This window comes from Sphingobium sp. MP9-4 (genome assembly GCF_005281675.1).
GTDB lineage: Bacteria > Pseudomonadota > Alphaproteobacteria > Sphingomonadales > Sphingomonadaceae > Sphingobium > Sphingobium yanoikuyae.
In genome coordinates this window covers 1-17,741 of record NZ_LUFI01000021.1, presented here as the reverse complement: position 1 = coordinate 17,741, position 17,741 = coordinate 1, and the positions used below count along the sequence as shown (strand labels likewise).

General features: G+C 66.4%; 17 protein-coding genes. 11 read left to right on the top strand and 6 right to left on the bottom strand.

The features are described 5' to 3' along the window. Positions 1 to 168 precede the first annotated feature (168 nt). A complete protein-coding gene (locus tag A0U87_RS04960; RefSeq protein ID WP_004208283.1) occupies positions 169 to 561 on the top strand; it encodes a hypothetical protein in 393 nt (130 codons plus the stop codon). A 63-nt stretch (positions 562 to 624) separates the two neighbouring features. On the opposite strand, the gene A0U87_RS04955 is transcribed toward A0U87_RS04960, so the two are convergent. Continuing rightward, positions 625 to 2,058: a M20/M25/M40 family metallo-hydrolase gene (locus A0U87_RS04955; RefSeq protein ID WP_137405262.1), complete on the bottom strand. Its 1,434-nt coding sequence runs from the start codon at positions 2,056 to 2,058 to the stop codon at positions 625 to 627. A 355-nt stretch (positions 2,059 to 2,413) separates the two neighbouring features. On the opposite strand from A0U87_RS04955, the gene A0U87_RS04950 reads away from it, so the two are divergent. Beyond that, positions 2,414 to 4,465, top strand: a complete 2,052-nt coding sequence (locus A0U87_RS04950; RefSeq protein ID WP_137405261.1) for an FUSC family protein — start codon at positions 2,414 to 2,416, stop codon at positions 4,463 to 4,465. Here A0U87_RS04950 and A0U87_RS04945 read toward each other — a convergent pair. After that, entirely contained in the window at positions 4,425 to 5,654 is a 1,230-nt protein-coding gene (locus A0U87_RS04945) for a phospholipase D-like domain-containing protein (protein WP_048939354.1), read from the bottom strand. The two genes, A0U87_RS04950 and A0U87_RS04945, sit on opposite strands and share 41 nt — an antisense overlap. A gap of 87 nt (positions 5,655 to 5,741) precedes the next feature. Here A0U87_RS04945 and rpoZ point away from each other — a divergent pair, with 87 nt between their 5' ends. Beyond that, positions 5,742 to 6,086, top strand: coding sequence for a DNA-directed RNA polymerase subunit omega (gene rpoZ, locus A0U87_RS04940; protein WP_004208279.1), 345 nt, complete (start codon positions 5,742 to 5,744; stop codon positions 6,084 to 6,086). A 91-nt stretch (positions 6,087 to 6,177) separates the two neighbouring features. Here the strand turns inward: rpoZ and A0U87_RS04935 are convergent, their stop codons facing one another. Both A0U87_RS04935 and ung read right to left on the bottom strand, forming a co-directional pair. After that, entirely contained in the window at positions 6,178 to 7,254 is a 1,077-nt protein-coding gene (locus A0U87_RS04935; protein WP_048939353.1) for a biotin carboxylase, read from the bottom strand. Then, positions 7,251 to 7,943, bottom strand: a complete 693-nt coding sequence (gene ung, locus A0U87_RS04930; protein WP_004208277.1) for a uracil-DNA glycosylase — start codon at positions 7,941 to 7,943, stop codon at positions 7,251 to 7,253. The genes A0U87_RS04935 and ung overlap by 4 nt, the downstream gene beginning before the upstream one ends. Positions 7,944 to 8,039: 96 nt before the next feature. Between ung and bla the strand changes: the two genes are divergently transcribed. Genes bla through A0U87_RS04915 form a run of 3 tightly spaced genes read left to right on the top strand, consistent with a single transcriptional unit; the run spans position 8,040 to position 10,628 of the window. Further along, positions 8,040 to 9,107, top strand: coding sequence for a class A beta-lactamase (bla, locus tag A0U87_RS04925; RefSeq protein ID WP_048939363.1), 1,068 nt, complete (start codon positions 8,040 to 8,042; stop codon positions 9,105 to 9,107). Positions 9,108 to 9,138: 31 nt separating this feature from the next. Continuing rightward, positions 9,139 to 9,504: a DUF962 domain-containing protein gene (locus A0U87_RS04920; RefSeq protein WP_048939352.1), complete on the top strand. Its 366-nt coding sequence runs from the start codon at positions 9,139 to 9,141 to the stop codon at positions 9,502 to 9,504. A gap of 53 nt (positions 9,505 to 9,557) precedes the next feature. Next, positions 9,558 to 10,628, top strand: coding sequence for a GNAT family N-acetyltransferase (locus A0U87_RS04915; RefSeq protein ID WP_048939351.1), 1,071 nt, complete (start codon positions 9,558 to 9,560; stop codon positions 10,626 to 10,628). On the opposite strand, the gene A0U87_RS04910 is transcribed toward A0U87_RS04915, so the two are convergent. Together A0U87_RS04910 and A0U87_RS04905 are read right to left on the bottom strand one after the other, a co-directional pair. Further along, the gene (locus tag A0U87_RS04910; RefSeq protein WP_048939350.1) at positions 10,606 to 11,478 is read right to left on the bottom strand and encodes a cupin-like domain-containing protein; all 873 of its coding nucleotides are present in this window, start codon (positions 11,476 to 11,478) and stop codon (positions 10,606 to 10,608) included. The genes A0U87_RS04915 and A0U87_RS04910 overlap by 23 nt on opposite strands. Continuing rightward, the gene (locus A0U87_RS04905; protein ID WP_048939349.1) at positions 11,475 to 12,611 is read right to left on the bottom strand and encodes a GNAT family N-acetyltransferase; all 1,137 of its coding nucleotides are present in this window, start codon (positions 12,609 to 12,611) and stop codon (positions 11,475 to 11,477) included. Before A0U87_RS04905 ends, A0U87_RS04910 begins: the two co-directional genes overlap by 4 nt. Positions 12,612 to 12,783: 172 nt before the next feature. Between A0U87_RS04905 and A0U87_RS04900 the strand changes: the two genes are divergently transcribed. The 5 genes from A0U87_RS04900 to A0U87_RS04880 all read left to right on the top strand — a co-directional run bounded on the left by A0U87_RS04900 (position 12,784) and on the right by A0U87_RS04880 (position 17,446). Further along, positions 12,784 to 13,782: an NAD-dependent epimerase/dehydratase family protein gene (locus A0U87_RS04900; protein ID WP_048939362.1), complete on the top strand. Its 999-nt coding sequence runs from the start codon at positions 12,784 to 12,786 to the stop codon at positions 13,780 to 13,782. Positions 13,783 to 14,080: 298 nt separating this feature from the next. Then, positions 14,081 to 15,088: a KpsF/GutQ family sugar-phosphate isomerase gene (locus tag A0U87_RS04895; protein ID WP_004208270.1), complete on the top strand. Its 1,008-nt coding sequence runs from the start codon at positions 14,081 to 14,083 to the stop codon at positions 15,086 to 15,088. Between the two features lie 8 nt (positions 15,089 to 15,096). After that, the gene (gene kdsB, locus A0U87_RS04890; protein WP_048939348.1) at positions 15,097 to 15,897 is read left to right on the top strand and encodes a 3-deoxy-manno-octulosonate cytidylyltransferase; all 801 of its coding nucleotides are present in this window, start codon (positions 15,097 to 15,099) and stop codon (positions 15,895 to 15,897) included. Further along, positions 15,894 to 16,487, top strand: a complete 594-nt coding sequence (locus tag A0U87_RS04885) for a histidine phosphatase family protein (protein ID WP_048939347.1) — start codon at positions 15,894 to 15,896, stop codon at positions 16,485 to 16,487. The genes kdsB and A0U87_RS04885 overlap by 4 nt, the downstream gene beginning before the upstream one ends. Before the next feature lie 104 nt (positions 16,488 to 16,591). Next, on the top strand, positions 16,592 to 17,446 hold the full coding sequence (locus A0U87_RS04880; RefSeq protein ID WP_017498995.1) for a hypothetical protein: 855 nt from the start codon (positions 16,592 to 16,594) through the stop codon (positions 17,444 to 17,446). The last annotated feature ends 295 nt before the right edge of the window (positions 17,447 to 17,741 follow it).

The window sequence follows — 17,741 nt, the reverse complement described above, 5'->3', positions numbered from 1 at the left end:
CCAATTGCCTGAAAACAGGGCGGAAAAGCCCGATATTCGGCCCTTTTTGGCGCTGCGGCCCACCGCCGCCGCGCCTCGCTTCGTCCATTCTGCACATCCGTTCAGGCGCAAAATGCCGGTCCCGGTGCGTTATTGCCGCAGGTTCGATGAGGAAAGAGGAGAAACGTCATGAACCGTTCGATGCTTCTGACCGCCATCGCCATGGTCGGCATGACCCCGATCGCCGCCATGGCCCAGCCCCAGGCGCGTGGCCCGGCTCCGGGTGAAGGCCCGGTGAGCTATGAGGAACAGCTGGCGTCGGTCGAGGACCAGCTTGTCTATGAAGCGCCGATCGCCGGCGTGGAGAACAACTACTGGTTCAATTATCAGACCGACCTGGCCGAGGCGCGCAAGGAACTGACCAAGGATCTGCGCCATTCCAGCGATGCGGAGGATAATCGCGACGCCTGGGAGGAATATCGCACCGAACTGGCCGATGCCCGTGGCGACTATGCCAAGGAAATGGCCGAGAAGGGCTATCCGGTCGGCGAAGTCCGGGTGCTGGGCAGCAGCGGCCGCTGATCCGCGCGGCGCTGGCCCAAGTAAAAAGGGCTGGTCCGGTTATCCGGGCCAGCCCTTTTCGCATTACTGTGTGTAAGCCTTGGTCAGGCGATAGAGGAAGGCGCGGCCGTCGAGCAGCGACTTGACCCGGATGCGCTCATTGAGGCCATGGACCCCCTGGCCATCGGGGTCGGCGAACATGCCCGACACGCCATAGGTGGGGATGCCCGCCGCATTGGTGAAGCGCCCGTCGGTCGCCCCGGTCGCAAGCCGCGGGATCACCGGCACGCCCGGCCACATCTCCTTGGTCAGCGCCTCGATCGGCGCCATGATCTGCGGCGTCAGCTGCGGCGCCGACGATTTGGGCTGCGGCGGATCGGCCAGCGTCACCTTGACCTTCTCGTCGCCGCCCACCTGCGCCAGCTTGGCACGCACCGCCTCGACATCCTCGCCCGGAATGATGCGGCAATTGACGTTCGCGGTCACCGACTGGGGCTGGGCATTGGGGGCATGGCCGCCATTGATCAGCGTCGGGATGCAGGTGGTGCGCAGGGTGGCGTTCCAGCTCGGATTGGCGGCCGAGATCGCGGCATAGTCCGCCTCGGTCGCCTTGCCCGCGCCGACCGCCGCCATCGGCTGCGACAGCTTGGGATAGAGCGGCGCCGACGCGCCGAAATAGGCCTTGGCCGCCGGGGTCAGGTTCACCGGGAAATCATAGGCGTTCACATTGGCCAGCGCCTGCGCCATCCAGCCGATCGCGTTGAAATGCGGTTCCTGGCGCGAACTGTGGCCGCCCGGCGCGGTCGCGGTGAAGGTGAAGTCCTGATAGACCTTCTCGCCCGCCTGCACGCCATGGCTGACCGGCTTGCCATTTTCGTCCAGCGACCCGCCGCCGCCTTCGTTGAGCGCCCATCCGGCCGCCATCGCATCGGGCTTGTTCTTCAGCAGATATTCGACGCCGTTCAGTGCCTTCTCCGTCTCCTCGCCACAGGTCAGCGCCATCTTGATCGTGCGCTTGGGCTTGTAGCCTTCCTGCTTGAAACGGATCATGGCGTCGGCGAAGCTCGCCGCCATCGCCTTGTCGTCCGACGTGCCCCGGCCATAGAAATAGCCGCCTTCCTCGATCAGGGTGAAGGGATCGCGGCTCCAGTCCGCGCGCTTGGCCGCGACCACGTCGATATGGGCGAGCAGCAGCAGCGCGGGCAGCTTGGCGTTCGAACCGCGCAGCGCGGCGGTCAGATTGCCTTCCTTGGGATGGGCCGGATCGACCACGACAGCGATATCGCCATCGGCATAGCCCGCCGCCTTCAGCCGCGTCGCAATCTGTTCGGCGGCGAGCGTGCAGCTGCCATTGGGCCAGCTCGAATCGGTCTCCACCAGTTCCTTGTAGAGGGTGCGGAAGGCGGCTTCGCCGGCGCGGGCCTGCGTGTCGGCCGCGGTAGCGGCGTGCAGCGGGCTGAGGCTGGCGGCCAGCAGCGCGGCGGCGGGCAAGGCGGCAACTAAGCGACGGGATGGCATGGGGCGATGTCCTTGTTCTGATTGTGCGACGCTTGGAAATGCGTCTCCCTGGCCCGGCTGGGCGGCGCGACTGTGCAGAAAGCCGGGGGCGGCGGCAAGGGGATGATTGATGCCCGCTGGCCCTGTTTGGTTGTGCATATCATGCACAATGGCTGTGCCTTGGGCTCATATTGTTTCGCCACATGGACAGGCGCATAGAGGGTTTGCCTGAAGCTCCAGCAATGCGCGCCCGATCCGGCGTGGCGGGCCGACGCGTCCGGCTTTCATTCTCCCGACCGGCGTCGCCGCCCTGCCTGGCCCCGCCCGATGATGCTGGATGTGCCGCGTGACGCCTGCCTTGCCACAAGCGCGCTGGATGGCCGATCGCTACGGCGGCCATGACGCGCTGTTCACGCTCAAGGCCTTTATCGCGGCGATGCTGGCCTATTATATCGCGCTGCGGATCGGGCTGGACCGGCCCTATTGGGCGATCATCACCGCCTATATCGTTGCCCAGCCGCTCGCCGGCGCGGTGTCGTCCAAGGCGATGTTCCGCCTGCTCGGCACCGTCATCGGCGCGGGCGTGGCGATCCTGCTGGTGCCATTGCTCGGCAATGCCCCCGAACTTCTCTCGCTCGCGCTGGCGCTGTGGCTCGGGCTCTGCACCTTCGTCGCGCTGCTCGACCGGACCCCGCGCGCCTATACCTTCCTGCTGGCGGGCTATACCGCCGGCATCGTCGCCTTCCCGGCGGTCGAGGCGCAGGCGACGATCTTCACCGCCGCTAGCCTGCGCGCCCAGGAAATCGGCATCGGCATCGCCTCGGCCACGCTGGTCCACAGCCTCGTCTTCCCGCGCACCGTGTCGGCTCGCCTCCAGGCGCGGATCGATGCGATCATGATCGACGCGGAACGCTGGTCGCGCGATTCCCTGCGGGTCGACCATGGCGATGCGGTCGTGACCCGCGACCGCCGGCAATTGGCGACCGATATCCACGAACTGCACCAGCTTGCCACCCATTTGCCGTTCGAAAGCAGCGCGCTGCGGCTGAAGGCCGGGGTGTTGCGCGCGCTGGAGACGCAGCTTTGCCTGCTGCTGCCGCTGGCCAGCGCGGTCGAGGATCGCTGTCGCCAGTTGCAGCGGGCCGATGCCTTGCCGCCGGCGGTCCATGTCCTGCTGGATGATGTCGTCGCCTGGCTGGGCGCGCCGGACGGGGAGGGGGCCTCGCCTGAAGCGCTGCGCGCCCGCGCCCGTGCCTGCGAACCCGATTGCCGCTTGCCCTTCGCCTGGCACGCGGCATTGCAGCTCAGCATGCTCGACCGGCTGGCCGAACTGGTCGCCGTCCATGCCATCTGCCGCGAGTTGCAGGCGGCGATGGGCGCCGATCGCATCCCCCTGTCACCGCCCGCGCGGGAAGCGATCCGCAACGCCCGCCGCCGCGTCCTGCATCGCGATTATGGCCTAGCGCTGCGCGGCGCGCTGGCGACCAGCCTCACCGTGCTGATCGGCTGCCTGCTCTGGATTCTGTCGGCCTGGCCGGCCGGGGCAGGGGCGGTCGTCATCGCCAGCATCATCTGTGCCCTGTTCAGCAATATGGACGATCCCGCGCCTGCTGCCTGGAAAGTGTGGCAGGGCACCTGCTGCGCGGTGCTGGTGGCCGCGCCCTATGCCTTTGCCATCCTGCCGCGCGTGTCCGACTTTCCGGTTCTGGTCGCAGTGCTGGCGCCGGCCTTCCTGCTGGTCGGTGCGATGATGGTGCGGCGGCGGCTGGCGGCGATGGCGATCGGCATGATCCTCTCGCTGCCCGGCCTGATGGGCCTCGATGGCTATTATACCGGGCAGTTCGACAGTTTCGCCAATGCCGCCATCGCCCAGATGCTGGGCGCGTTGCTCGCGGTCTGGGCGCTCAAGATGGTTCGCACCGTGGGCGCCGAACAATCCGCGCTGCGCCTGCTCCGGGCGGGCTGGCGCGATCTTGCCCTGCGCACCGATCCGCGCCAGCAGCCCGATACAGTCAAATGGATCAACACCATGCTCGACCGTATCGGCCTGCTGACCCCGCGCCTTGCCGAACTGGGCAGCGACACCACCGCGCCCTTGCTCGATATCCTGCGCGACACGCGCGTGGGCATGTCGCTCGACGATCTCCACCGCTTCCGGGTGCGCGCCCATGCCCGCGACGACCGGCTGCTCGATGTCGTGCTGGGGCGGGTGCGCCAGCATTTCGATCGGCTTGGCGCCAGGGGGCAGGCCGATCCCGATCCTCCGCTGGTGCGGGCCATCGATACGGCGCTCGCCACGATCGGCCGGAACGGCGCGGTCGATGATCGGCGGCTGGCGCTGCTGGCGCTCACCAGCCTGCGCCGCAACATCGCGCCCGATATTCCGCTCAGTCCGCGTCGGGATCGCGAAAATTCAGCCGCCGCGTGACGGTATAGTCCAGCACGCCGACCAGCAGATAGCTGATCCACTGCTTGATCAGCGTCAGGCCGGTGCGGCTGGTGCGATAGGTCTCCAGCGAAATCTGCCGGCTCTCGCCCGTCCGCTGGGTGATGAAGCTGCGCATCGCCTCGGCAAAGCCGGCATCCTCCACCCGCAGCATCAGCTCCAGGTTGAGGAACAGGCTGCGCATGTCGAAATTGGCCGATCCGATATAGACCGCATCGTCGATCACGATCAGCTTCATGTGCAGCTTGCAGGGCTGATATTCATATATCTCGACGCCGCGTCGCAGCAGCGGACCATAGAGCAGCCGTGCCGCCGCGATCGTCGCGCCATTGTCCGACAGGGCCGGCAGGATCAGGCGCGCGCCCTTGCGCCGGGCGGCGCGGGCGATCCGCTTCATCATGCCCCGGCCGGGCGAGAAATAGGCCTCGACCATGTCCAGTCGCTGCGCCCGGTCCATGTCATGCTTCACCACCTGCGCCCAGGGGCTCAGCCGCCGGGTCGGCCCGCCGATCAGCCAGCGAAACGGATCGGCCGGATCATGGTGCAGCGATGGGTGCCAGTGCCGCACCATCGCCCGCAGGGTGCGGAACCTTTGCCCCTTGCTCGTGACCCAGCGCCATAGCTGGCCATACCAGCGCGCCATCGCCTCGGCCTGCGGCCCTTCCAGCAGCAGCCCCAGGTCGCGCCAGCAATCGTCGGCGGGTATGCCGAAATAGCCATCCTCGACATTGAAGCCGCCGATCATCAGCCTTTTGTCGTCGGCCAGGGCGATCTTCTGATGATTGCGGATCAGGTAGCGGGTCGACCGGCGCGTCCCGAACCGGCCGAAATGGCCGCCCGCCGCGATCAGCGGGGCGAACAGGCTGTCGGGCGTATCGGACGATCCGAAGCCGTCGATCATCAGCGTCACGGCCACGCCGCGTGCCCGCGCCGCCACCAGCCGCTCGCAGATCAGCCGGCCGCTGCCATCGTCGGCGAAGATATAATAATAGAGTTTCAGGCTCGTGCGCGCGCCGTCGATCAGTCTGACCAGCGCATCGCGCAGCGCCGCGCCTTCTTCGATGACGGTCAGTCGGTTGCCGTTCAGCGTGACGCTGATCGGGCTGGTCGGGGCTTGCTGTTGTCGCGACGCCATGGCCCCTTCATGCGCCGCTTTGCCGCGGCGCGCCATGGCTTTATGGGCTTTTCATTGACTCGACAGGCCGCCACTGCTAGGCGCCAAGTTCAAGATTCCCTATTGATTTTTCAGGAGGCCCGATTGGCCCGCGTCACCGTCGAAGATTGCGTCGACAAGGTTACCAACCGTTTCGATCTCGTCCTGCTCGCCGCCCAGCGCGCGCGTGAAATTTCCGGTGGCGCCGAGCTGACGCTTGAGCGTGACCGCGACAAGAATCCGGTCGTCGCCCTGCGCGAAATCGCCGAGGAAACCATTCTGCCCGCCGACCTGCATGATTCGGTCGTTGCGTCGCTGCAGAAGGTCCAGATTGACGACGACGATACGCCCGATGAAATCGGTTCGATCGCCCAGTCGGCGGAGGCCCTGCGCCTGACCGCAGCGGCTCCGCCGCGCAACCAGAATATCGGCGGCGATTACGACGGCTGATTTTTCCACTTTCCGGTTTGGAGAGGGAAGGGGTCCGGCCCGCGCAAGCGGGACCGGGCCTCAATGATTCTGGGCACCGGATTCTGGTGCGTTATTTCCAGGCCGTCGCCAGCATCGCGTCGAGCATGTCGGCATAGGACCAGCCATCGGCCCGCGCGGCGATCGCCGACAGGCAATCCTGGTCTGCGCGCCCCGGCCGGCCCGCACCGGTCATGTTCGGCTTCATGTTGAGGTCGAACAGCTTAAACTGGCCGCTGGTATCGGCGCGGCAGTCGATGCGGATCACCGCGCGCGATTCCACCAGCTCGGCCGCCTTCACACAGGCATCCAGCATCGCCAGCACCGGCGCCTCCGTCATCCGTTCCGGGCCGATCGCGACGCTGTTCTGCGTCACCGCGACATCGCCATTATAGGGGGCGACACCGTCCTTCTGGTCGAAGCGCAGCACCGGGCGCAGCGCGAAATGGCGGTCGCCCCTTTCGCCTGACGGGCGCGGCGCGGCCGGCGGCAGGACAGTAATGGTCATTTCCTCGCCGTCCAGAAATTCCTCGACCATCAGCAGCGTGCCGAACTTGCCCTCGTCGATCAGGCTGCGGGCCGCGGCGTTCAGCGCATCGGCATCGCGCACCAGCGTCACGCCCTGGCTGCCCCGGCCACGCACGGGCTTCACGATCAGCGGGAAGGGAATGGCCAGATCGGTCAGGAGTTGCCCGACATCGGCCAGCGCATGCACGCCTTGGCTCGGCCGATCAGCCAGCAAAAAACCGCGCGCCACCGGCAAGCCGGCCTGTTCCAGCATCCGGTTGGTGGCGAACTTGTCGTCATATTTCTGCGTGGCGGCCGGGGTCTGGCCGACGATCGCGACCTGGCCCATCACGGCCTCGATCGGATGCCCCTCGAACAGCACGCTATTGGCCCAGATCGTGTCGGCGCCCGCCGCGATCGCGGCTGCTATCCCGTCGGCCGTGTCGGGGAATACCCATTGCATCGCCTGCGCCGGATCGGGCGCGGGCACCGGCGTTACCACCGTGCGGCCCAGCCCCTTCAATGCAAAGCCGATATCGGCCCCACCGTCGGAATAGCCGCCGGGCTTGGCATCCTTGCGCAGCCCGTCGATCACCGGCGGCGGCAGCGCCTGATAGAGCAGGGCGACCGCCGGCCCGCTCATGCCACCACCTCCGGCAGGCGCCAGTCGATCGCGCCGCGCCCCTTGGCCTCCAGAAAGTCATTGGCCTGCGAGAAATGGCGGCAGCCCAGAAAGCCGTTATGCGCCGACAGTGGCGAAGGATGGGCGGCCTTCAGCACCAGATGGCGCCCGGAATCGACGAAGCCGGCCTTGCGCTGGGCATAGGCGCCCCACAGCAGGAACACGACCGGCTCCTCCTTCTGCGCCACCAGCCGGACGATCGCGTCCGTGAACGTCTCCCAGCCCTTGCCCTGGTGCGACGCGGCGCGGCCCATCTCGACCGTCAGCACGCTGTTGAGCAGCAGCACGCCCTGCCGCGCCCAATGCTCCAGGAAGCCGTGCCGCGCGCGCGGCAGGCCGAGGTCGCTTTCCAGCTCCTTGTAGATATTGACCAGCGAGGGCGGCGTCCGCACGCCGGGCTGGACCGAAAAGCACAGGCCATGCGCCTGGCCCTCGCCATGATAGGGGTCTTGCCCCAGCACCACCACCTTCACTTGGTCCAGCGGCGTCAGGTCCAGCGCCCGGAAATATTCATTCCCCTTGGGGAAGATGCGCTTGCCCGCCGCCTTTTCCGCTTCGATGAACTGTTTCAGGCCCTGCATATGGGGGCTGGCGAACTGGTCGCGCAGCGGCGCGCGCCAGCTTTCGTGCAGCTTGATGGTGTCGTTCATGGCGGGCGTGATGAACCCCCGGCATGCCTGCGTCAACCGCGGGAAAAGCCGATCAAATATCTTGCCACCCGACCCATGATGGGCGACAGACGGGCCATGCCGTCTCTCCGTCAAATTGGCGCCAGCTGCGCCGCCCTTGGCCTGTTCTTTGCGCCCTTGCCGAGCGCCGATGCCTTCGGTCCGCCGCCCCGGCCGCAAGTGCTGCTGACGGCGGAGGCGCATCTCCTGGCGGAATTTGATCGCTTTGCCGCTTTGTCGGACGGCACGGTCGGTGTCGCGGTGCAGGATCTGCAGACCGGCGAGGTCCAGTCGCGCAATGGCGACACCCTCTTCCCCATGGCCAGCGCCTACAAGGTCGCGGTCGCGGGCCGTATCCTCTCGCTGGTCGATGCCGGCAGCCTGAAGCTCGACGACCGGCTCGCGCTCGATCCAGCGCTGGCGAGCGAGGGCGGCATCGCCTGGATGTTCTCGCGCCCCGGCGCGACTCTGCCGGTCAGCCAGTTGCTCGACCTGATGCTGACGCGCAGCGACAATAATGCGACCGACGTGCTGGTCGCCCGCGCCGGCGGGCCGAAGGCGGTCAGCGATTTCGTCGCCGGCCTCGGCATCCATGGCCTGCGCGTCGATAGCGATACCGCGCATCTTCTCTACCGCGCCATGGGTATCAATCCCCAGTCCGGCACCTTCCAGCAGAATGCCGGCGCCGCCCGCCGCGCCGATCCGATGATCCAGCGGCGCGACGTGCGCGACCTGCCGAACATGGACTTCATGCTCGATCCGCGCGACACGGCGACGCCGCTGGCGATGAACCAGCTGCTGGTCGCCTATGAATCGGGCAAGGCATTGAAGCCGGACAGCACGCAACTGCTCTTCACCATCATGGGCCATTGCCAGACCGGCAAGCTGCGTCTGTCGGGCATGTTGCCGCCCGGCACCCCGGTCGCGCACAAGACCGGGTCGCTCAACGGCGTCGGCAATGATGTCGGCATCATCGGCCTACCCGATGGCCGCCGCTTCGCCATCACCGTGTTCGTGATGAAGGACAGCCGGGGCCATGTCTCGCGCGACCAGATCATGGCCCAGGCCGCCCGTGCGGCCTATGATTATTTCCTCTTTGCGCCCAAGCGGCGCGTGGCGCTTAACAAGTTGAACGTCCACGTATAAAAGATGGGGCATAACAGAGAGGATGCCCCTTATGACCCAGATCACCCGGTTCCGGGACTTCTGGCCCTATTATCTGCAGGAACATGCCCGGCCCGCGACGCGCGCCATGCATTATGCCGGGACCAGCCTGGTGGTCGGCATCGCGGCCACTGCGGCCATTACGGGGCGATGGTGGCTGGCCGCTGCGCTGCCGGTCGCCGGCTATGGCTTCGCCTGGGTCAGCCATATGCTTATCGAGCGCAATCGCCCCGCCACCTTCCGCTATCCACTCTGGTCGCTGCGCGCCGATTTCGTGATGCTCCAGCGCTTCCTGACCGGCCATATGCGCCGCGATCTGGTTCGGGCCGGCATCCGCGCCGACGGCACGGTCGATCCGCAGCGTCGCATTCGAGTGTGATCCACAGCACACCCGCTTGATTCCCGCCGCCGCTCTGTCACAAGAGGGGCGCGATGGGGCTCACCGCGACATTCTCCCTGCCGACCGACCGGTCGGCGCTGGCCGCCCGCTGGCAGGCGCTGGAGGCGCGCAGCGATGCGTCCTTCTTCCTGCGCTGGACCTGGGTGGGGGCCTGGCTCGACAGCTATGGCGTGCGAACCGAACTGCTCGCTGTCACCGATGAAAGCGGACAGGATGTCGCGCTGGCGCTGGTCGGCCATGCGATGCGCCCGCGCCTGCTCGGCCCGGTGGCGACGCTCAGCCTCAACCAGTCGGGCGATCCGGTGATCGACCGGCCCTATGTCGAATATAATGGCCTGCTCGCCGCGCGCGGGCAGGAGGCGGCGGCCGTCGCTGCCGCGATCGACGCCATCGCCCGGCGCCGAGACTGGCGTGTATTGCGGCTGAGCGGCATCGCCCCGGATTCGCCGCTGCTGGGCCTGCCTGCTCGCCGCAAATTGCGGGTCGATGCCTCGCCCGTCTACCAGGTCGATCTCGATGCCGTGCGCGCCGCCGATGGCGACTATCTCTCGCTGCTCAGCAGCAATACGCGCAGCCAGATTCGCCGCGCGATGAAGGATCATGGCGGGCCGCTGCCCGACGTCACGGTCGGCACGCTGGATGACATCGCCCCCTGGCTGGACGAGATGGCCGCGCTCAACATGGGGCGCCATGCCGACAATGCCTGGGACGATCAGGGCTTTCGCCAGTTCGTCGCCACCATCGCGGCCCGCGGCCTGCCATCGGGCGCGGTCGAACTGCTGCGCTTTGCCGATGCCGGCGGCCCGGTCGGCCTGCTGGTCAATTTCGTGCAGGACGGGCAGGCGATGAACTATCAGTCCGCCTTCGCCCAGCCACGCACCGCCAAGGACAAGCCGGGCCTGCTCTGTCACGCCGCCGCCGTCGGCCATTATGCCGCGCAGGATTTCCGGCTCTATTCGCTGCTCGCCGGCAAGGATCGCTACAAGCAGAGCCTCTCCACGCGCGAGGAAGCGCTGGAATGGTGGCATGTCGAGCGTTTCAGCCCCCGGCTGGAGGCCGAGGCGCTGGCGCGCAGGATCCTTAAACGCCCAGCTTCCGCATGACCCGATAGACGAAGCGGCGAATGCCCTGTTGCTCGGGGCGTTCGCTCACCGTGCCGGTCGGCAGGCCGCGCTTGCGCAGCAGGGCGTTGAAACTGTGCAGTTCGCCCTCCGCCACGCTGCGGTCGGACCGCCAGGTGATCGACAGGCTGATCGATACGGCCGGGCCATTTTCCACGAAATGCGGGGCCTTGACCGGCACATGCACGGCCTCGCCGGGGCTGAGCGGAAAGGGGGTGCCGCGCGCCTTGAACCCGTCCTGCCAGATCAGGTTGCGATGGCCGCCATTGTGGAATTCCTCGCTCTTTTGCGCCGGCACCAGTTCCTCGTCGCGCGCCGGGAACACGGTCATCACCTTGGCCCCCATGATCTGCAGCAGGATATTATGCTCCGGGTCCATGTGGAACGGGGTGACGCTGCCGGGGGAGGTCAGGAAGATGAAGGCCTCGCGGTGGAGCATCGGTCCGGTGCTGCGCGCGACGATCGGCTCCAGCTCCGCCAGCGCCGCGTCCAGCAACGCGCCATAGGCCGGGTCGCGCTCGACATTCTTCAGCACCGCCCAGCTGCCATTGCTCTCGATCGTGCGGATCGTCTCGGCCAGGCTCAGCCCATTGGAAGGCGTATCCTCCGGCCGCACGCCCAGCGGCAGCTTGCCCAGATTATATTCGACCGCGCTCGCCGGCATCCGCTCGGCCAGCGTCGCCAGCGCATCCAGCGTCAGCAGCGCATGCCCGACCAATTGATGCGTCAGCTTGGTCGGCTGGTCGGGATAGGCGGCGGCAAAGGCGGCGCGCGCGCTGTCCGAAAAATGCGGCGCGTCGGTGGCGGGCGCCATCGGGCTATGCACGGTCATTCCTGTCCTTTCATGCGGCTGGCGATCCGTTCGACCCCGCCGGCCAATGCAAAGGCCGCTGCCCGGCGCAGGCGCGTCGCGCCCTTGCCCTGCAGGGCGATACGATATTGGACGATGCTGCGGCGCTCGGCCCACAGGCTGTCGATCATCGGATGATCGGCGGCGGCGCAACTGTCCATCCAGCCGATCGCCGGATCATCCTGCACTGCGTGCAGATTGGCTATCTCGATCAGCACGCCGGGTGAAAAGCGGCCCATCTCCTCGTCAAAGGCGATCTTGAAGGAAAAGGCGCCGTCGCCATGGCGGAAATTGACCAGCATCGCGATCGCCCGGCCATCCAGGTCGATGCGCAGGAAATGCAGCCGACCCGCCGCAAAGGCCGCGGCGCAGGCGGCGCGGAAGAAGGCGATGTCATCCGGCCTGCTCGCCAATGCGCTGCCCTCGCGGCCCTTCCATCCGGACGCCTCCAGCGCCAGAAAGTCGCCACACCAGCGCGGCAGGTCCGTGCCATCGTCCAACAATCGCTGCTCGACCGTCCCCAGTTCCGCCAGTCGCTTCTGCAGGCGGCGGATTTCCTTGCGCTTCTTGGCGCGGACATGGGTTTCCCAATAGGCGTCGGCCGACAGGTCGGATCGCAGCATTGCCCGGTCATGGCGATGCACCTCGCGCCGGCCGCGCCCTTGTTCGACGCACAGTGCTTCCAGCGCGGCGGCATTGGCGCCGGCCGCATCCAGTGCGCGCAGATGCAGGAAATGGGGCGCCCATTCCGCCTCGTCCAGTTGCGCCAGCAGGCTGCGCCACGCCGCCATCTCCTGACCACGCCGGATCAGCGGCGCGCCGAAGAAACAATGGTCGTGCATCCAGTTGGCGACGCAGCCGATCGGCAAGCGGCCATGGCGCGCCTGCACCGTCACCGGCAAAAGGCCGATCAGATCGCCATCCGCCTGCGCCTCGATCAGACGCACGTCACCATTGCTGGCCAGATGGTCGATCGCCGCTGCCAACAGGTCGGGCGCATAGAAGGCATTGGGTTCGGCCGCATCTGCGGCGAGGGTCGCCCAGCGCGCGCGCGGGTCCGTCAGCGCCAGGCTGTCGGATGCAAAGGGGGGAGATGGGTGCGCTGCCATGTCCATCGCCTCGCCTTAGCCGGGAAAGATTAGGGAATGCCTAAGTATTCCGCCGCATGGAAGCCTGTATCGAACGGCTTATGAGGGAAAGGGCTTTACATCGCGCGTCGGATTGTCTGTGAACCGCCATGGCTCTGGCGGCGACCCGCCTGTCGGCCCGATCAAGGAGGATGACGCTTTGACGATCCTGGTAACCGGCGCGGCCGGCTTCATCGGCATGGCGGTGGCGGACCGGCTGCTGGCCGACGGGCGTGCCGTGATCGGCATCGACAATCTCAACGACTATTATCAGGTTTCGCTCAAGCGCGACCGGATCGCGGCGCTCGAACAGCGCCATGGCAAGCTGTTCACCTTCGCCGAACTGGACTTTGCCGACATGCCCGCACTTCAGGCGCTGCTCGCCGATCATCCGATCGAGGCGATCGTCCATCTCGGCGCCCAGGCCGGCGTGCGCTATTCGTTGATCAACCCCCATGCCTATGTCCGCTCCAACCTTGCCGGCCATGTGAACATGCTCGAACTGGCGCGGGAACGGCGGGTGCGTCATCTGGTCTACGCCTCCTCCTCATCCGTCTATGGCGGCAATGAGGTGCTGCCCTTCCGGGTGGAGGATCGCACCGATCATCCGGTCTCCCTCTATGCCGCGACCAAGCGGGCGGACGAGCTGATGAGCGAGACCTATGCCCATCTGTTCCGCGTGCCGATGACGGGACTGCGCTTCTTCACCGTCTATGGTCCCTGGGGCCGGCCCGACATGGCGATGTGGATCTTCACCCAGAAGATCCTCGCCGGCGAACCCATACCGGTCTTCAACCATGGCCGGATGCAGCGCGACTTCACCTATATCGACGACATCGTCGCCGGGGTGATCGGCTGCCTTGATTCCCCGCCGGGCGACGACGGCGCGCTCAAGGCGGGCGGCAGCCGGGCGCCGCATCGGCTTTACAATATCGGCAATAATCGGCCCGAGGAACTGATGCACCTGATCGCCGTGCTGGAGGAGGCTGTGGGGCGCAAGGCGCAGCTGGACTTCCAGCCGATGCAGCCGGGCGACGTGCCGGCGACCTTCGCCGACATCAGTGCGATTGCCCAGGATATCGGCTTTGCGCCCACCACCGGGATCGAGTCGGGCGTGCCCCGATTCGTCAACTGGTATCGCGACTATCATCGCCTCTGAGTGTTGCGGCATATGTCGAGCTGTCGAAAAGTTCCTCGGCTTGTCGATAATTTAGCTCATTTCATCTTGTATTTCTGCCCCATTCCCCCTGCCTTCCGACTTCAGTGCCCCTTGCCGCACTTGCGAAATGGATTGCCATAAGTGCCTGAAACGGCGTAGACAGTTGCAGGGTGCTGATTGCGAAATCGGCCTGGGGTCGCGGAACAAGGGATGGACGCTGCGCTGGCAAGGCGCATCGACACCGCGGGCGTCAGCCGGAGCATGTCGGCGGCGATACGCGGAAAAAAGGGCAAGAAGCGTGTCGACAGTTTCGAAGATCGTTCCTTTCGGCTCGGGTGCGCATATTGTGGAGACGGCGTGCAGCAGTCTCGCCCTGGCAGCCAGGGGGCTCAATACACTCGAAGCCAAATTTTCCGACCGGGAATTTTCCGCCGCCTTCCTGCGGCTCGTCGGTATCATCATCAATGTCCGGGGACGGGTGATCGTCACCGGCATCGGCAAGAGCGGCATCGTCGCGCGCAAGATGACGGCGACGCTCACCTCCACAGGCACGCCGGCGCTGTTCCTGCATCCGGCCGATGCCGGCCATGGCGATCTGGGCATGGTGACGCCGGACGATGTCGTGCTGATGCTGTCCCATTCGGGTGAATCCACCGAACTCGGGCCGATCATCCATTATTGCAAGCGCTTCGGCGTCCCGCTGCTGGCGATGACGGCGCAGGCGCAGAGCACCGTGGCCGAGGCTGCCGATGTCTGCATGCTGATGCCGGCGGTGCGCGAAGCCTGCCCCAACATGCTGGCGCCCACCACATCGACCACCTTGCAGATGGCCTTTGGTGACGCACTGGCGATGTCGCTGATGGAAATGCGCGGCTTTTCGGCCGACGATTTCTACAAATTCCACCCCAATGGCCGTCTCGGGGCACAGCTCGTCAAGGTGCGCGAACTGATGTCGGCGGGCAGCGACGTGCCGCGGGTGTGCGAGGATTCCTCGCTGCTCGACGCCACGATCGAGATGACCCGTGCGCGCCTTGGCGGCACGGCCATCGTCGACCAGGGTGGCCAACTGATCGGCGCCTTCACTGATGGCGATCTGCGCCGGGCCGTGACCGGCAAGCAGAATCTGACCGATGCGGTCGGCCGTTTCATGACCGTGACGCCGCAGTCGATCGGTCCCGACGAACTGGCGTCGGAAGCGCTGCGCATCATGCACGATCGCAACATCACCCTGCTGTTCGTGTGCGAGGATGGCGATCTGGTCGGCGCGCTTCACATGCATGATCTGCTGCACGCCGGGGTCGCCTGACCATATTGGTGGTCATTCCGGCGCGGGCGGGTTCGTCCCGCCTGCCGCGCAAGCCGCTGCGCCTCATTGCGGGGCGCAGCCTGCTGCATCGCACGATCGCCATGGCGCGCGCGGCGATCGGTTCGCGCGCCGGCGTCGCTCTGGTCGTCGCCACCGATGATGACGAGATTGCAGCCCATGCGCAGGCCGCCGGCTGCGACGCGGTGATGACCGACAGCGCGATCGCTACCGGCTCCGGCCGCGCGCTCGCTGCTGCCCGCGCGCAGGCCACCCAGCCCGACTTCGTCGTCAATCTCCAGGGGGATTCGCCCTTCCAGCCCAAGGGAGCGCTGGGCGCGGTGATCGAGGCGCTGGATGCCGGCGCGCAGGTCGCGACCCCGGTGATCGGGCTCGACTGGGCCGCGCTCGATGCGCTGCGCGAGCATAAGCAACGCTCGCCCTTCAGCGGCACGACCTGCGCGCGCGGTGCGGATGGCCGGGCGCTCTGGTTCTCCAAGACGATCATTCCCGCCATCCGCGACGAGAACAGGCTGCGCGCAGCCGGTCCCATATCCCCCGTCTGGCGTCATGTCGGCCTCTATGGCTATGCCTATGACGCGCTTGCCCGGTTCGAGGCATCGCCGCCCACGGCGCTCGAAAATCTGGAAGGGCTGGAGCAGTTGCGGCTGCTGGAACTGGGCATCGATATCATGACCGTCCCGGTCGATCTGCCCGTTTTCGACAGCAGCGGCATCGATACCGAGGCCGATATCCAGCGGGTCGAGGCGCTGATTGCCGCCCATGGAGACCCGACGCCGGCCCTGTCATGAGCCGGCGCATCTTCGTCATCCGCCACGGCAACACCTTCGCCTCCAGCGCCGATGCGCGCCGGGTCGGGGCCGGCACCGACATTCCGCTGGTCGACAGTGGCATGGCCCAGGCCCAGCGTCTCGCCAGCTATTTCGCGGCTCGGTCGTTGGGCGCCGTGCGCCTCTACAGCGGCCCGTTGCAGCGCGCGCGCCAGACTGCGGCGCCGATCGCGGCCGCGCTCGACCATCCGATCGACGCCATCCTGCCCTGGCTCGACGAGATCGACCATGGCCCGGACGAGGGGCAGCCCGAGGCGACCGTCGTTGCGCGGCTCGGCGAAGCGGCGATCGCCGCCTGGGACCGGGACGGGATCGCGCCCGATGGCTGGACCGTCGACGCCCCCGCACGCATCGCTGCCTGGCGCACCTGGTTCGCCGCGGAAGGGGAGGGGACGGAATTGCTGGTCACCAGCAACGGCGCCGCCCGCTTCGCCGTGCTGGCGCTGGGCCTCGCTTATGGCCAGCTCAAGCTGCGCACCGGGGCCTTTGGCGAACTGGTCGTCGATGCGCCGGGCCAGGTGCGGCTGTTGCGCTGGGACGAGCGCCCCTAAGGATTATTCCCGGCCGATCTCCGCAAAGCCCGCGATTGGCCCCCGCTCTTGATCGGGTCATTCTGTCCCCGCGCAGAATGTTCGAAAGGGGAAGGCGCTTGGCCATGCAGACCGGATATCATCGCAAGATCGCCTGGCTCGCAGGCCTGGTCGCCATGGCGCCGCTGCCGGCGATCGCGCAGGATGCGGGATCGCCGGCAGCGCCTGCCATCACCTCCGGCCCACCGCCGGCGGGCGGCAGCGACCAGGATCTGGCGCTGCAATTGTCCAACCCGGTCGCCTCGCTGATCAGCGTGCCGTTCCAGGAAAATCTCGACTTCGGCGCCGGGGATGATGGCATCAAGTCGACGCTGAATATCCAGCCGGTGGTGCCGATCAGCGTCGGCAAGGACTGGAACATGATCGTGCGCACCATCGTGCCGGTCGTCGCGCAGAATAGCTATCAGGGACCGGGCACGGATGCCTTCGGCCTTGGCGATATCACCCAGAGCTTCTTCTTCTCGCCCAAGGAGAATAAGGGCATCATCTGGGGCGTGGGCCCCGCCATCCTCTATCCCTCGGCAACCGATCGCTATCTGGGCGGGGACAAGTGGGGCGCCGGCCCGACCGTCGTGCTGCTCAAGCAGATGGGCCAGAACACGGTCGGTTTCCTCGGCAATCATATCTGGTCGATCGCCGGCAAGGACGACCGTTCCGACGTCAGCGCCAGCTTCATGCAGCCCTTCTTCAGCCACACCACGTCCCACGCCACCACCTATGGCATCAATGCCGAAGCCGCCTATGACTGGAAGGGCAAGGACTGGCTGATCCCGGTCAATCTCACCGTCACGCAACTGACCAAGGTCGGCGATCAGGCGGTGCAGGTGGGCCTTGGCGGCAAATATTATGCCGTCTCGCCCGACGGCGGCCCCGAATGGGGCATCCGCATGATCTTCACCCTGCTGTTCCCGAAGAAATAGCGGGCTTCCCAGCCGGCTAAGCCGAAGGCCAGCGTCCCTGGAGCGGAGCAAACAACATTCGGAGCCGTGAGACGACTACCCCAGATATGGGACGGCCGCGACATGATGCCAGCTGAATGGGCACGATGGGTGGTTAGCGGAATAGTATCTGTGGTCGCTCCATCGGATGCAAGCGGTAAATTAAGGCCTGTGGGGATTTAGGATTCCCATTTACCAGCAGATGTGATTCACACTGCGGATGGATCGCTTTGTACTGACCGACGCCCAATGGGCGAAGATTGAGCCGCACTGTTTG